This is a genomic window from Brachybacterium muris, from assembly GCF_016907455.1.
Taxonomy (GTDB): Bacteria; Actinomycetota; Actinomycetes; order Actinomycetales; family Dermabacteraceae; genus Brachybacterium; species Brachybacterium muris.
In genome coordinates, this window is sequence record NZ_JAFBCB010000001.1 from 2620321 (window position 1) to 2633551 (window position 13231).

Below are 13231 nucleotides of genomic sequence, written 5' to 3' on the forward strand. Positions count from 1 at the left end.
GCGGGAGCGCCGAGCCTGGCGGAACGGATGGTGGACCGCTGCCCGCCGATCCCCGAAGGGAGTCGTCGGCGCGGATGGCGGGCATCAAAAAACCCTCCGTCGGACTCGGGCACATGTACCCACGGCCTGCCGGATGAGCTCCGGTCGATCCGCGGGACGGTGCGAGGTCTCCGTCGGGGGATGGACGCTGCCGTCCGCAGCCTCCTCGCGATCCTCCGGGGCCAGCCCGGGTGACAGCGCGGAAGCGCAACCCGACAAGCATACGGGTTCCGGGCGTTCCATGGGAAGGTGATACCCCTTCCGCTTTCCTGTGTCCTTCAGCACGCAGGCCTCATCCGATCGATCGCCGTACACTCGCGGCCATGATCGATATCGACATCGCCCGCCGCCTGCGTGACGCCGGACTCGACTGGGAACCGGCCGACGGCGACTGGTTCGTGGTCGACAACGAGCTGCTGCGCGGGGACCCCTTCATGCTGTCCTCGATGGTGATCGAGCGCGGGGTGAGCCGACACGGTCAGAACGTGTTCCGCTTCAACGGCACCACCGAGTGGGCACTTGACTCCGTGGAGCAGTACGAGGCGGTGTGGATCCCCCGGGAGGATCAGCTGCGCGAAGCATTGGGCGAGGCGTTCCTCGAGCTGCGGCGCGAGGTGCGGGAGGACGGCGGGTCCTTCGTGGTCAGCACCGCAGTGAGTATTCGTAGTCGTGGGAGCCACCGAATCTTGCTCTTGGGGACCGCCGATCGTGCCGACGGGGGCCAGTAGCCGCCGCGGTGGGGACCACTGGCTCCCGCCGGCATCGGGTCACTGGGGCAGTGCGGTGTGTTCTCGCATGTTCCTGTCGCCGGTGTCGATCCAGATTGTGTTGTGCACGATGCGGTCCATGATCGCATCGGCGTGGACTGCTCCACCGAGCCGGGCGTGCCAGTCCTTCTTCGGGTACTGGGTGCAGAACACGGTCGAGCCGGTGTCATAGCGGCGCTCGAGCAGTTCCAGCAGCATCGAACGCATTCCCTCGTCAGGATGGTCCAGCAGCCACTCGTCGATCACCAGCAGCGAGAACGTGGAGTACTTCCGCAGGAACTTCGTCTGGCCCTGCGGCTTGTCCTTTGCCAGGGCCCAGGCCTCTTCGAGGTCGGGCATTCGGATGTAGTGGGCTCGGAGCCGGTGCTGGCAGGCCTGCTTCGCCAGCGCGCAGCCGAGGTAGGACTTCCCTGAGCCGGTGAAGCCCTGGAAGACCACGTTCTGTTGCCGCTGGATGAAGGAGCAGGTTGCCAGTTGCGCGATCACGTTCCGGTTCAGTCCCCGTTCCTCGACCAGATCCAGCCGCCGCAGGTCCGCTCCGGGATAACGCAGCCCCGCCCGGCGGATCAGACCCTCGACCTTTCCATGATTGAAGATGGAATGCGCCTCGTCCACGATCAGCTGGAGCCGTTCCTGGAACGACATCCCCAGCACGTGAGCCTCATCCTGGGCATCGATCGCGTCCAGCAGCGCGGTCGCGCCCATCTCGCGCAGCTTCCGCTTCGTGTCGTTATCGATCACGCTCACCGGACACCTCCGGCGTAGTAGTCGGCGCCACGGACGTATCCGCCGTCTTCCGCGGGTTCCTCGCGGGGTGGACGCAGGGCGGCGACCTTGTCCTGCCCGGTGGCCAAGATCGGGTGCAGATGCGCATAGCGCGGTGAACGGACCCGTCCCGTCAGCGCGAGTGCGCAGGCCGCCTCGACCCGATCTACGGAGAAGCGGCGAGAGAGCCGTAGCACCGCCAACGCGGGATCCAGGCCCTGTTCCACGATCGGCACGGACTCGAAGATCCGCTGGATCACGATCACCGTGGCCGGCCCGACCCGATCTGCCCACGCCCGCACCCTCTGCGCGTCCCAGGCCTGGAAACGCTCGCCCGCAGGTAGGTCCGCGTCGTTGGTGCGGTACTCATTGCTCGCGGTCTCCGGGAGCAGCAGGTGACTGGTCAGTCGCTGGCTGCCCTGATAGATCTCCAGCGTCCGGGCCGTGATGCGCAGATCGACCTTCGCGCCGATGTGCGCGAACGGCGCGGAGTAGAAGTTCCGCGCGAACGTGACGTGCCCGTTCCTGCCCACTCGTCGTCCGTAGTGCCATGTCGAGATCTCGTAGGGCACCGCCGGCAGCGGCGTCAGCAGCGGCCGCTCCTCCGCGTCGAACACGCTGGCGCGGGATCCGGGCCGCTTCTGGAACGGCTCCGCGTTATAGGCCTCCATCCGCTGCCCGATGGCGGCTGCAAGTTCGGGCAGGGACGTGAATCGCTGATCCCGCAGCCCGGCGATGACCCAGGTCGCGACGTGCGCGACGGTGTTCTCCACGCTCGCCTTGTCTTTCGGTTTCCGCACCCTCCCCGGGAGCACCGCCGCCGAGTAATGCGCTGCCATCTCGCGATACGCATCGTTCAGGACGATCTCGCCTGAGTATTCGTAGTCGTGGGAGCCACCGAATCTTGCTCTTGGGGACCGCCGATCGTGCCGACGGGGGCCAGTAGCCGCCGCGGTGGGGACCACTGGCTCCCGCCGGCATCGGGTCACTGGGGCAGTGCGGTGTGTTCTCGCATGTTCCTGTCGCCGGTGTCGATCCAGATTGTGTTGTGCACGATGCGGTCCATGATCGCATCGGCGTGGACTGCTCCACCGAGCCGGGCGTGCCAGTCCTTCTTCGGGTACTGGGTGCAGAACACGGTCGAGCCGGTGTCATAGCGGCGCTCGAGCAGTTCCAGCAGCATCGAACGCATTCCCTCGTCAGGATGGTCCAGCAGCCACTCGTCGATCACCAGCAGCGAGAACGTGGAGTACTTCCGCAGGAACTTCGTCTGGCCCTGCGGCTTGTCCTTTGCCAGGGCCCAGGCCTCTTCGAGGTCGGGCATTCGGATGTAGTGGGCTCGGAGCCGGTGCTGGCAGGCCTGCTTCGCCAGCGCGCAGCCGAGGTAGGACTTCCCTGAGCCGGTGAAGCCCTGGAAGACCACGTTCTGTTGCCGCTGGATGAAGGAGCAGGTTGCCAGTTGCGCGATCACGTTCCGGTTCAGTCCCCGTTCCTCGACCAGATCCAGCCGCCGCAGGTCCGCTCCGGGATAACGCAGCCCCGCCCGGCGGATCAGACCCTCGACCTTTCCATGATTGAAGATGGAATGCGCCTCGTCCACGATCAGCTGGAGCCGTTCCTGGAACGACATCCCCAGCACGTGAGCCTCATCCTGGGCATCGATCGCGTCCAGCAGCGCGGTCGCGCCCATCTCGCGCAGCTTCCGCTTCGTGTCGTTATCGATCACGCTCACCGGACACCTCCGGCGTAGTAGTCGGCGCCACGGACGTATCCGCCGTCTTCCGCGGGTTCCTCGCGGGGTGGACGCAGGGCGGCGACCTTGTCCTGCCCGGTGGCCAAGATCGGGTGCAGATGCGCATAGCGCGGTGAACGGACCCGTCCCGTCAGCGCGAGTGCGCAGGCCGCCTCGACCCGATCTACGGAGAAGCGGCGAGAGAGCCGTAGCACCGCCAACGCGGGATCCAGGCCCTGTTCCACGATCGGCACGGACTCGAAGATCCGCTGGATCACGATCACCGTGGCCGGCCCGACCCGATCTGCCCACGCCCGCACCCTCTGCGCGTCCCAGGCCTGGAAACGCTCGCCCGCAGGTAGGTCCGCGTCGTTGGTGCGGTACTCATTGCTCGCGGTCTCCGGGAGCAGCAGGTGACTGGTCAGTCGCTGGCTGCCCTGATAGATCTCCAGCGTCCGGGCCGTGATGCGCAGATCGACCTTCGCGCCGATGTGCGCGAACGGCGCGGAGTAGAAGTTCCGCGCGAACGTGACGTGCCCGTTCCTGCCCACTCGTCGTCCGTAGTGCCATGTCGAGATCTCGTAGGGCACCGCCGGCAGCGGCGTCAGCAGCGGCCGCTCCTCCGCGTCGAACACGCTGGCGCGGGATCCGGGCCGCTTCTGGAACGGCTCCGCGTTATAGGCCTCCATCCGCTGCCCGATGGCGGCTGCAAGTTCGGGCAGGGACGTGAATCGCTGATCCCGCAGCCCGGCGATGACCCAGGTCGCGACGTGCGCGACGGTGTTCTCCACGCTCGCCTTGTCTTTCGGTTTCCGCACCCTCCCCGGGAGCACCGCCGCCGAGTAATGCGCTGCCATCTCGCGATACGCATCGTTCAGGACGATCTCGCCCTCGCGGGGGTGCTTCACCACACCGGTCTTGAGGTTGTCCGGAACGATCCTCGGGACCGTCCCGCCCAGCGCCTCGAACATCGCTACGTGCGCTCGCAGCCAGGACTCCTGGCGCATATCCAGCGCCGGGAAGCAGAACGCGTAACGAGAAAAAGGCAGGCAGGCAACGAACAAGAACACCTTCGAGACCTCGCCGGTGACCGGATCGGCCAGCTCCATCGTGGGGCCGGACCAGTCGACCTCCACGCTCTGGCCGGCCTTGTGACCGACTCTCGAAGCGGCACCGGTGACCATGACGTGGTGCTGGTAGGTGCGGCAAAACCGGTCATACCCCATCGCCGGATCCCCAGCCGCCGTGGTCGCGTCGAAGTACTCGCCGTGCAACAGCTTCAGCGTCACGCCGACCCTGGCCATCTCTCGATGGACCTGTTCCCAGTCCGGCTGTGCGAACACGCTCTCGTGCTCGCCCCGGCCCGGGAACAACCGGGCATACACCTGCTCATCGGCGACGTCCGCGATATCGCCCCACCCGATCCCTGCAGCGTCAGCGGCCTCGAACACCGCCCTCACGGACTTGCGGGACATGCCCTGCGAGGACGAAATCGCTCGCCCCGACAGACCTTCTGCGCGCAGCTGGAGCACCAGCTTCGCCCTGATCTTCCGTACCATTCCAGATTGCTCCTTCCGCCGCGTGCCCTATACACACGGCGGAAGGAGCGTAGACAGAGCGGCCCCAACGACACCACTGGTGGTCCCGAACGACGCCACCGCTACGGCAGCGACGTGGCACCCGAACCCTCGATCAGCGGACCCCAGCGAGGCGAATATTCACTCGCCCTCGCGGGGGTGCTTCACCACACCGGTCTTGAGGTTGTCCGGAACGATCCTCGGGACCGTCCCGCCCAGCGCCTCGAACATCGCTACGTGCGCTCGCAGCCAGGACTCCTGGCGCATATCCAGCGCCGGGAAGCAGAACGCGTAACGAGAAAAAGGCAGGCAGGCAACGAACAAGAACACCTTCGAGACCTCGCCGGTGACCGGATCGGCCAGCTCCATCGTGGGGCCGGACCAGTCGACCTCCACGCTCTGGCCGGCCTTGTGACCGACTCTCGAAGCGGCACCGGTGACCATGACGTGGTGCTGGTAGGTGCGGCAAAACCGGTCATACCCCATCGCCGGATCCCCAGCCGCCGTGGTCGCGTCGAAGTACTCGCCGTGCAACAGCTTCAGCGTCACGCCGACCCTGGCCATCTCTCGATGGACCTGTTCCCAGTCCGGCTGTGCGAACACGCTCTCGTGCTCGCCCCGGCCCGGGAACAACCGGGCATACACCTGCTCATCGGCGACGTCCGCGATATCGCCCCACCCGATCCCTGCAGCGTCAGCGGCCTCGAACACCGCCCTCACGGACTTGCGGGACATGCCCTGCGAGGACGAAATCGCTCGCCCCGACAGACCTTCTGCGCGCAGCTGGAGCACCAGCTTCGCCCTGATCTTCCGTACCATTCCAGATTGCTCCTTCCGCCGCGTGCCCTATACACACGGCGGAAGGAGCGTAGACAGAGCGGCCCCAACGACACCACTGGTGGTCCCGAACGACGCCACCGCTACGGCAGCGACGTGGCACCCGAACCCTCGATCAGCGGACCCCAGCGAGGCGAATATTCACCGCAGATCGCGAGGTCCGTGCCCCCAGCGCGGAGGACGCCTACGCCGGGGCACTTCTGCTGACACTCACGAACGGCTGAGCAGGATCCGACCGAAGCAGACCGTATCCGGCACGACCGGCCACGGGCATGCGGAAGGGCCGGCCTCCCTGGGGGAGACCGGCCCTTCTCAGGCGTCGGGTGCGGTCACGAGGACCGCCCGATCACTTGGCCCGCTCGATGACCTCGACCAGGCGCCACCGTTTGGTGGCGCTCAGCGGCCGGGTCTCCATGATGAGGACACGGTCGCCGACACCGGCGGTGTTCTCCTCGTCGTGGGCCTTGAACTTGTTGGTCTTGGTCATGACCTTGCCGTACAGCGCGTGCTTCACGCGCTCCTCGACCTCGACCACGATGGTCTTGTCCATCTTGTCGGAGGTGACGTAGCCGCGCAGGGTCTTGCGGTACGGACGCTCGTGGGAGGACGCGTGCGCACCCTCCTTGCCGGCCTCCGCAGCATGCTCGGCGGTGGTCTCCTCGACCTGGGAGTCGTTCTTGTTCATCTCTAGATTCCTCGCTTCGCGGTCACTCGGCGGAGCCGGGCGCCTGACGGATGCCCAGTTCGCGCTCGCGCAGGATCGTGTAGATCCGTGCGATGTCCTTCTTGACGGACCGCAGGCGGCCGGAGCTCTCGAGCTGACCGGTGGCGGACTGGAAACGGAGCTTGAACAGCTCGTCCTTGGCCTTCGCCAGCTCGTCGGCCAGCTTGGCGTCGTCCAGCTTGTCCAGTGCATCGGCGGTGAGCTTGGTCGCTGCCATCAGATGTCACCACCCTCTCGGCTCAGGATGCGGCACTTCATGGGGAGCTTGTGCATCGCCAGGCGCAGGGCCTCGCGAGCAACGTCCTCGGGGACACCGGCGACCTCGAACATGACGCGTCCCGGCTTGATGTTGGCGACCCACCACTCGACGGAACCCTTACCGGAGCCCATGCGGACCTCGGCAGGCTTCTTGGTGAGCGGTCGATCGGGGTAGATATTGATGAACACCTTGCCGCCACGCTTCATGTAGCGGGTCATGGCGATACGAGCTGCCTCGATCTGACGGTTGGTGACGTACGCAGGCGCGAGCGCCTGAATGCCGTACTCGCCGAATGCCAGATCGGTGCCGCCCTTGGCCATGCCACTGCGGGTGGGGTGGTGCTGCTTGCGATGCTTGGTCCTGCGGGGGATCAGCATGTCGCTCAGGCCTCCGTTCCGGACTGCTGTGCGGGCGCCTGCTCACCGGCGGCCGGGGCAGAGGCGGTGGCCTGCTGCTCCCCACCGTCACGACGGGCGGAGTTGCGCTCGTTGCGACGGCCGCGGGGACGCTCGGCACGCGGGCCGCGTCCGCCGGAGCGGGGACCCTGCGAGGCGGCCTGCTGAGCCGCGAGCTCCTTGGCGGTGACGTCGCCCTTGTAGATCCACACCTTCACGCCGATGCGGCCGAAGGCGGTGCGGGCCTCGTAGAAGCCGTAGTCGATGTTCGCCCGGAGGGTGTGCAGAGGCACGCGACCCTCGCGGTAGAACTCGCTGCGGCTCATCTCGGCGCCGCCGAGACGACCGGCGACTGCCACTCGGATGCCCTTGGCGCCGGCGCGCTGCGCGGACTGCATGCCCTTGCGCATCGCACGACGGAAGGACACACGGGCGGCGAGCTGCTCGGCGATGCCCTGGGCGACCAGCTGAGCATCGGCCTCGGGGTTCTTCACCTCGAGGATGTTCAGCTGGATCTGCTTGCCGGTGAGCTTCTCGAGCTCACCGCGCAGACGCTCGGCCTCAGCACCACGACGCCCGATGACGATGCCCGGGCGGGCGGTGTGGAGGTCGACGCGGACACGATCACGGGTGCGCTCGATCTCGACCTTGGAGATGCCGGCACGCTCGAGCCCCTCGGACATGAGCTTGCGGATCGCGACGTCTTCCTTCACGTAGTCGCGGTACCGCTGCCCCTCCTTGGTGGAGTCGGCGAACCACCGGCTGCTGTGCTCCGTGGTGATCCCGAGGCGGAACCCGTTCGGATTGACCTTCTGGCCCACTGGGACTCCTTACTTCTTCACGGGAGCGACAACCACGGTGACGTGGCTGGTGCGCTTCTTGATCTGGAAGGCGCGACCCTGAGCACGCGGCTGGAACCGCTTCATGGTCGGACCCTCGTCGACATAGGCGGCGGAGACCACGAGGTCGCGCTCATCGAAGCGCTCCCCCGACTGGTCCGCCTTGACCCGGGCGTTGGCGATCGCGGACTCGACGAGCTTGAGGACGGGCTCACTGGCCGCCTGCGGTGCGAACCGCAGGGTGTCCAGGGCCTCGGCCGTGCTCTTGCCACGAATCAGGTCCACAACGCGGCGAGCCTTCATGGGCGACATGCGGAGATGCCGCACCTGCGCCTTGGCTTCCATTGCTGTCCTGCTTTCTTCTGGATGTCGGGGCGTGCTGCCGAACTGACCGGAGGTCAGCGGCGGCGGCCCTTACGGTCGTCCTTCTCGTGGCCCTTGAAAGTCCGCGTGGGAGCGAACTCGCCGAGCTTGTGGCCGACCATCGACTCGGTGACGAACACCGTGACGTGCTTGCGGCCGTCGTGCACTGCGAAGGTGTGGCCGAGGAAGTCCGGCGTGATGACCGAACGGCGCGACCAGGTCTTGATGACGTTCTTGGTGCCCTTCTCGTTCTGGACGTCCACCTTCTTCTGCAGGTGGTCGTCGACGAACGGGCCCTTGGCGATACTGCGAGGCATGTCCTGTGGTTCTCCCTATCAGCGCTTCTTGCCGGTCCGGCGACGGCGCACGATGAGCTTGTCGCTCTCCTTGCCCGGTCGACGGGTGCGGCCCTCGGGCTGACCCCAGGGCGACACCGGGTGGCGACCGCCGGAGGTACGGCCCTCGCCACCACCGTGCGGGTGGTCGACCGGGTTCATGACGACGCCACGCACGTGAGGGCGCTTGCCCTTCCAGCGCATGCGGCCGGCCTTGCCCCAGTTGATGTTGGACTGCTCCGCGTTGCCGACCTCACCGATGGTGGCGCGGCAGCGGGCATCCACGTTGCGGATCTCGCCGGAGGGCATGCGCAGCTGCGCGTACGGACCCTCCTTGGCGACGACCTGCACCGACGAACCCGCGGAACGGGCGATCTTGGCACCGCCGCCGGGGCGAAGCTCGATGGCGTGCACCACGGTGCCCAGCGGGATGTTGCGCAGCGGCAGGTTATTGCCGGGCTTGATGTCGGCGCCGGGACCGTTCTCGATCCAGTCGCCCTGACGCAGCTTGGCCGGGGCCAGGATGTAGCGCTTCTCGCCGTCCGTGTAGTGGAGCAGCGCGATGCGCGCGGTGCGGTTGGGGTCGTACTCGATGTGAGCGACCTTCGCGTTCACGCCGTCCTTGTCGGCGCGACGGAAGTCGATCACGCGGTAGGCCCGCTTGTGGCCGCCGCCGCGGTGGCGGGAGGTGATCCTGCCGTTGCTGTTGCGGCCGCCCGACTTGGACAGCGGACGCACCAGAGACTTCTCCGGTGTGTCGCGGGTGATCTCGACGAAGTCGGCGACGCTCGAACCGCGACGGCCCGGCGTGGTCGGCTTGTGCTTACGAATTCCCATGGTGGGTTTCCCTCAGACTCTCTTCGGCTCCTCGGTGACCGGTCGCTCAGGCGACCGATCCTCCGAAGATGTCGATGGCTCCGTCGGTCAGGGTGATGATGGCGCGCTTGGTGTCCTTGCGCTTGCCGGTGCCGAAGCGCGTGCGCCGCGACTTGCCCTGCCGGTTGATCGTGTTCACCGAGGCGACCTTGACGTCGAAGACGGTCTCGACGGCGATCTTGATCTCGGTCTTGTTGGCGCGGGCATCCACCAGGAAGGTGTACTTGCCCTCGTCCATCAGCCCGTAGCTCTTCTCGGAGACCACCGGGGCCAGCAGGACGTCACGGGGGTCCTTGTTCAGCGAGGTCACTTCGCCTCCTCCTCATCGGCCGGAGCGGACTCCGTGGAGGGCTTGGCGTTGACGAACCCGGCGGCCTCAGCGGCCTCCTCGGTCGCGAACCAGACCTCGGCCTTGGTGCGGTCGTACCACGGGGAATCCACGGTGTGGAACTTCTTCGAGCCCGCGTTGCCCTTGATGGCGAAGCCCTCGGGGGCGGAGCCGTCGGCCTGGGGGGCCGCCGATCCCTCACCGTAGGGGGCCTCGGCCGGAGCATCGGCAGCCGGCTCGGGCGCGGGTGCCTCGGCGTCGACGGACGCCTCGGCGACAGTGGCGGCCGCGGCCCGCTTCTCGGCGAACGAGGAGGTGGGCAGCGACAGGGTGGCCATCGCGACGAAGTCCTCGAGCGCACCGGAGGTGAACACGACGTCGTCGCTGCGCATGACGTCGTAGGTGTTCAGCTGGTCCGCGTACAGGACGTGGGCGATGGGCAGGTTGCGCGAGCTCAGCGCGCCGAGGTCGTCGTCGCGACGCACGACCACCAGCAGGTGGCGACGGTCGGAGACGAGACCCAGGGTGCTGCGCACGGCCTTGGTCGACGGGACGTCACCCTCGAGGAGGGAGGACACCACGTGGACGCGGCCGTTGCGGGCGCGGTCGGAGAGGGCACCGCGCAGGGCGGCGGCCTTCATCTTCTTGGGCGTGCGCTGCGAGTAGTCGCGCGGGACGGGTCCGTGGACCACTCCACCGCCGGCGAACTGCGGCGCGCGGATCGAGCCCTGACGGGCGCGGCCGGTGCCCTTCTGCTTCCACGGCTTCTTGCCGCCACCGGCGACCTCACCGCGGGTCTTGGTCTTGTGGGTGCCCTGACGAGCGGCCGCCTGCTGGGCGACGACCACCTGGTGGATCAGGGGGACGTTGGTCTGCACGTCGAAGATCGACGCGGGCAGCTCGACGGTGCCGGCCTTCTTTCCGGCCGGGTCGAGGACGTCGACGGTCAGGTTCTCTGCCATCGGTCTCAGGCCTCCTTCACGGGGCTCTTGGCGGCCGAGCGGACCAGCACGATGCCGCCCTTGGGGCCGGGGACGGCACCCTTGACGAGCACGAGGCCCTTCTCGACGTCGACCGCGTGGACGGTCAGGTTCTGGACACTGGTGCGGTCGTTGCCCATGCGGCCTGCCATGCGCTGGCCCTTGAACACGCGACCAGGGGTGGAGGCGCCGCCGATCGAACCCGGCTTGCGGTGGTTGCGATGCGCACCGTGGGAGGCGCTCACGCCGGCGAAGCCGTGGCGCTTCATGACGCCCGCGGTGCCCTTGCCCTTGGAGGTGCCGACGACATCGACCTTCTGGCCGGCCTCGAAGACCGACGCGTCGATCTCCTGGCCGACGGTGAAGTCGGCGGCATTGTTGGTGCGCAGCTCCACGAGGTGGCGGCGCGGGGTCACGCCGGCCTTCTCGAAGTGGCCCTTCAGGGGCTTGGAGACCTTGCGCGGATCGATCTGCCCGTAGGCGATCTGCACGGCGTCATATCCGTCGATCTCGACGGAGCGGACCTGCGTGACGACATTGGAACCGGTCTGCACGACGGTCACGGGGACAAGCTTCCCGTTCTCGTCCCAGACCTGGGTCATGCCGAGCTTGGTGCCGAGCACGCCGGACACGGCGCGGGCACGCTGTCCCGTCAGTTCGTTGCTCATATCGACCTGCCTCAGAGCTTGATCTCGATGTTGACGTCCGCCGGCAGATCGAGGCGCATCAGCGAGTCCACGGCCTTGGGCGTGGGATCGACGATGTCGATCAGTCGCTTGTGCGTGCGCATCTCGAAGTGCTCACGGGAGTCCTTGTACTTGTGGGGCGACCGGATCACGACGAACACGTTCTTCTCGGTCGGCAGCGGCACCGGGCCCACGACCGTCGCACCCGCGGAGGTCACCGTGTCGACGATCTTGCGCGCCGAGCTGTCGATCACCTCGTGGTCGTACGACTTGAGCCGGATGCGGATCTTCTGTCCCGCCATGGCGTCCTGTCTCTTTTCTTCCGTCTGGCATTGTTGCGGCCTCCCCCGGTACCCGAGGACGGGCGTGTCGGCCTCCGCGGGGCGGTGAAGCCCAGCATGCGGCCGCCGAGGTCCGGCTACGTCTGCGTCTGTTTCCCTCGTACGATGCGCGTTCGGTGCGTGTGCACCGTTCGCATCCTCGGGACGGACCTCATCCGGTGATCATTCGCCGCCGAGCCTCGAGCAACCGCGCCGAAGCGTGGTGTCGGGAGTCGTGCGGAGAACGGAACCGGGCATGTCGGCCCGCGCAGACAACTCGAACAGTCTGCCAGAGGGGCGGGACCACCACAAGGGCAGCTCGGGTGCGGCCCATCACACCGGCTTCTCTCGGCGCCGCCCCGCTCCCCCAGCAGAAGCCGCCTCGCTCCCTCAGCAGAAATGGACGTTTCCGTACCAAGATCAGTCGATCGTGGTACGGAAACGTCCATTCGGGGAAGGAGCGGGGCACGTGCCGTCCGGTCGAAGGCGGGGCGGGCCCGTCCTCGCCGGCGGCGGGACTACTTGTCGGTGCTGGGGCCGACGCCGCCCTGCAGCTGGCGCTGGAAGATCACGTAGACCACCAGCACCGGGATCACGGTGATCACCACCGAGGCGAACATGCCGCCCCAGTCCACCTGGTACCCCTGCTGAGCCTGGAGGTTCACCAAGCCCTGTGCGAGCACGTGGTTGCTGCGCTCACGGTTCAGCACCAGCGGCAGCAGGTACTGGTTCCACAGTCCCAGGAAGTTGAAGATGGCGACCGAGGCGAGCCCGGGCTTGGCCATCGGCAGCATGATCTGGAAGAAGGTGCGGAAGTCACCGGCCCCGTCGATCGCCGCGGCCTCACTGATCTCCTCCGGCAGGCCGGAGAAGAACGCGTGGAGGAAGAACACGGTGAACGGCAGCGCGAACGCCACGTACGACAGGATCAGGCCCACCAGGCCCAGCTTCCCGTCCAGCAGGCCCATGTTGTTCAGCACGAAGAACAGCGGGACCACGGCCAGGAAGATCGGGAAGGTGAGACCGGCGATCATCGAGAAGTAGATGACACGGTTGCCCGGGAAGGGGAAGCGCGCCAGCACATAGGCGCACATCGCGCCCAGCAGCATCACGATGACCAGTGCCGCACCCACCACGATGATGGTGTTGAAGAAGTACTCGCCGATCCGGGCCTCGGTCCAGGCGCGCGAGTAGTTGTTCCACTGCATCTCGCCGGGCAGCCCGAAGGGATCAGTGAGGATCTCCTGGGAGGTCTTGAACGAGGTGAACACCGTCCACAGCAGCGGGAGGATCACCAGCAGCGCCCACAGGCCCAGCACCAGATGATGGGTGATGGTCATGCCACCCTCGTTGTTCCCGCGGGAACGCCCACGGGGGCGGCGGCCACCTGTGACCTCGGCAGAGGACTC

General features: G+C 67.0%; 16 protein-coding genes and 2 pseudogenes. 1 reads left to right on the forward strand and 17 read right to left on the reverse strand.

The features are described 5' to 3' along the window. Positions 1-362: 362 nt before the first annotated feature. The gene (locus JOD52_RS12255) at positions 363-767 is read left to right on the forward strand and encodes a hypothetical protein (protein ID WP_239551888.1); all 405 of its coding nucleotides are present in this window, start codon (positions 363-365) and stop codon (positions 765-767) included. 39 nt (positions 768-806) lie between these two features. Here the strand turns inward: JOD52_RS12255 and JOD52_RS12260 are convergent, their stop codons facing one another. The 17 genes and pseudogenes from JOD52_RS12260 to JOD52_RS12340 all read right to left on the reverse strand — a co-directional run bounded on the left by JOD52_RS12260 (position 807) and on the right by JOD52_RS12340 (position 13162). Beyond that, a complete protein-coding gene (locus JOD52_RS12260; protein WP_338124028.1) occupies positions 807-1553 on the reverse strand; it encodes an ATP-binding protein in 747 nt (248 codons plus the stop codon). Then, a pseudogene (locus JOD52_RS12265) lies at positions 1550-2536 on the reverse strand (Mu transposase domain-containing protein); the annotation flags it as partial. The pseudogene JOD52_RS12265 and the gene JOD52_RS12260, both read right to left, overlap by 4 nt. Positions 2537-2556: 20 nt before the next feature. After that, positions 2557-3303: an ATP-binding protein gene (locus JOD52_RS12270; RefSeq protein WP_338124028.1), complete on the reverse strand. Its 747-nt coding sequence runs from the start codon at positions 3301-3303 to the stop codon at positions 2557-2559. Further along, positions 3300-4862 carry an IS21 family transposase gene (istA, locus tag JOD52_RS12275; protein WP_204408388.1) on the reverse strand — a complete coding sequence of 521 codons (1563 nt, stop codon included), beginning with the start codon at positions 4860-4862 and terminating at the stop codon, positions 3300-3302. Before istA ends, JOD52_RS12270 begins: the two co-directional genes overlap by 4 nt. A 162-nt stretch (positions 4863-5024) precedes the next feature. After that, a pseudogene (locus JOD52_RS12280) lies at positions 5025-5699 on the reverse strand (transposase); the annotation flags it as partial. Between the two features lie 364 nt (positions 5700-6063). Next, the gene (rpsQ, locus tag JOD52_RS17540; protein ID WP_017824529.1) at positions 6064-6402 is read right to left on the reverse strand and encodes a 30S ribosomal protein S17; all 339 of its coding nucleotides are present in this window, start codon (positions 6400-6402) and stop codon (positions 6064-6066) included. Between the two features lie 22 nt (positions 6403-6424). After that, positions 6425-6658 carry a 50S ribosomal protein L29 gene (rpmC, locus tag JOD52_RS12290; protein ID WP_017824528.1) on the reverse strand — a complete coding sequence of 78 codons (234 nt, stop codon included), beginning with the start codon at positions 6656-6658 and terminating at the stop codon, positions 6425-6427. Then, complete coding sequence (gene rplP, locus JOD52_RS12295; protein WP_017824527.1) at positions 6658-7077, reverse strand: 50S ribosomal protein L16; 420 nt, start codon at positions 7075-7077, stop codon at positions 6658-6660. Before rplP ends, rpmC begins: the two co-directional genes overlap by 1 nt. Before the next feature lie 5 nt (positions 7078-7082). After that, a complete protein-coding gene (gene rpsC, locus JOD52_RS12300; protein WP_017824526.1) occupies positions 7083-7916 on the reverse strand; it encodes a 30S ribosomal protein S3 in 834 nt (277 codons plus the stop codon). Between the two features lie 9 nt (positions 7917-7925). After that, on the reverse strand, positions 7926-8279 hold the full coding sequence (gene rplV, locus JOD52_RS12305; protein ID WP_017824525.1) for a 50S ribosomal protein L22: 354 nt from the start codon (positions 8277-8279) through the stop codon (positions 7926-7928). Positions 8280-8332: 53 nt separating this feature from the next. After that, a complete protein-coding gene (gene rpsS / locus JOD52_RS12310) occupies positions 8333-8614 on the reverse strand; it encodes a 30S ribosomal protein S19 (RefSeq protein ID WP_017824524.1) in 282 nt (93 codons plus the stop codon). A gap of 18 nt (positions 8615-8632) precedes the next feature. Further along, on the reverse strand, positions 8633-9469 hold the full coding sequence (gene rplB, locus JOD52_RS12315; RefSeq protein ID WP_017824523.1) for a 50S ribosomal protein L2: 837 nt from the start codon (positions 9467-9469) through the stop codon (positions 8633-8635). A gap of 46 nt (positions 9470-9515) precedes the next feature. Then, a complete protein-coding gene (rplW, locus tag JOD52_RS12320; RefSeq protein WP_017824522.1) occupies positions 9516-9818 on the reverse strand; it encodes a 50S ribosomal protein L23 in 303 nt (100 codons plus the stop codon). Continuing rightward, positions 9815-10798 carry a 50S ribosomal protein L4, sunset domain variant gene (gene rplD / locus JOD52_RS12325; protein ID WP_204410254.1) on the reverse strand — a complete coding sequence of 328 codons (984 nt, stop codon included), beginning with the start codon at positions 10796-10798 and terminating at the stop codon, positions 9815-9817. Before rplD ends, rplW begins: the two co-directional genes overlap by 4 nt. A 5-nt stretch (positions 10799-10803) precedes the next feature. Beyond that, entirely contained in the window at positions 10804-11484 is a 681-nt protein-coding gene (rplC, locus tag JOD52_RS12330; RefSeq protein WP_204410256.1) for a 50S ribosomal protein L3, read from the reverse strand. 11 nt (positions 11485-11495) lie between these two features. After that, positions 11496-11804, reverse strand: a complete 309-nt coding sequence (gene rpsJ, locus JOD52_RS12335; RefSeq protein ID WP_010550334.1) for a 30S ribosomal protein S10 — start codon at positions 11802-11804, stop codon at positions 11496-11498. 536 nt (positions 11805-12340) lie between these two features. Continuing rightward, on the reverse strand, positions 12341-13162 hold the full coding sequence (locus tag JOD52_RS12340; RefSeq protein ID WP_239551889.1) for a carbohydrate ABC transporter permease: 822 nt from the start codon (positions 13160-13162) through the stop codon (positions 12341-12343). Between the last annotated feature and the right edge of the window lie 69 nt (positions 13163-13231).

Coding starts and splice junctions, on each gene's coding strand:
- JOD52_RS12255 (WP_239551888.1), top strand. CDS start 363: ATGATCGATATCGACATCGCCCGCCGCCTGCGTGACGCCGGACTCGAC.
- istA (WP_204408388.1), bottom strand. CDS start 4,862: ATGGTACGGAAGATCAGGGCGAAGCTGGTGCTCCAGCTGCGCGCAGAA.
- rpsQ (WP_017824529.1), bottom strand. CDS start 6,402: ATGAACAAGAACGACTCCCAGGTCGAGGAGACCACCGCCGAGCATGCT.
- rpmC (WP_017824528.1), bottom strand. CDS start 6,658: ATGGCAGCGACCAAGCTCACCGCCGATGCACTGGACAAGCTGGACGAC.
- rplP (WP_017824527.1), bottom strand. CDS start 7,077: ATGCTGATCCCCCGCAGGACCAAGCATCGCAAGCAGCACCACCCCACC.
- rplV (WP_017824525.1), bottom strand. CDS start 8,279: ATGGAAGCCAAGGCGCAGGTGCGGCATCTCCGCATGTCGCCCATGAAG.
- rpsS (WP_017824524.1), bottom strand. CDS start 8,614: ATGCCTCGCAGTATCGCCAAGGGCCCGTTCGTCGACGACCACCTGCAG.
- rplB (WP_017824523.1), bottom strand. CDS start 9,469: ATGGGAATTCGTAAGCACAAGCCGACCACGCCGGGCCGTCGCGGTTCG.
- rplD (WP_204410254.1), bottom strand. CDS start 10,798: ATGGCAGAGAACCTGACCGTCGACGTCCTCGACCCGGCCGGAAAGAAG.
- rplC (WP_204410256.1), bottom strand. CDS start 11,484: ATGAGCAACGAACTGACGGGACAGCGTGCCCGCGCCGTGTCCGGCGTG.
- rpsJ (WP_010550334.1), bottom strand. CDS start 11,804: ATGGCGGGACAGAAGATCCGCATCCGGCTCAAGTCGTACGACCACGAG.
- JOD52_RS12340 (WP_239551889.1), bottom strand. CDS start 13,162: ATGACCATCACCCATCATCTGGTGCTGGGCCTGTGGGCGCTGCTGGTG.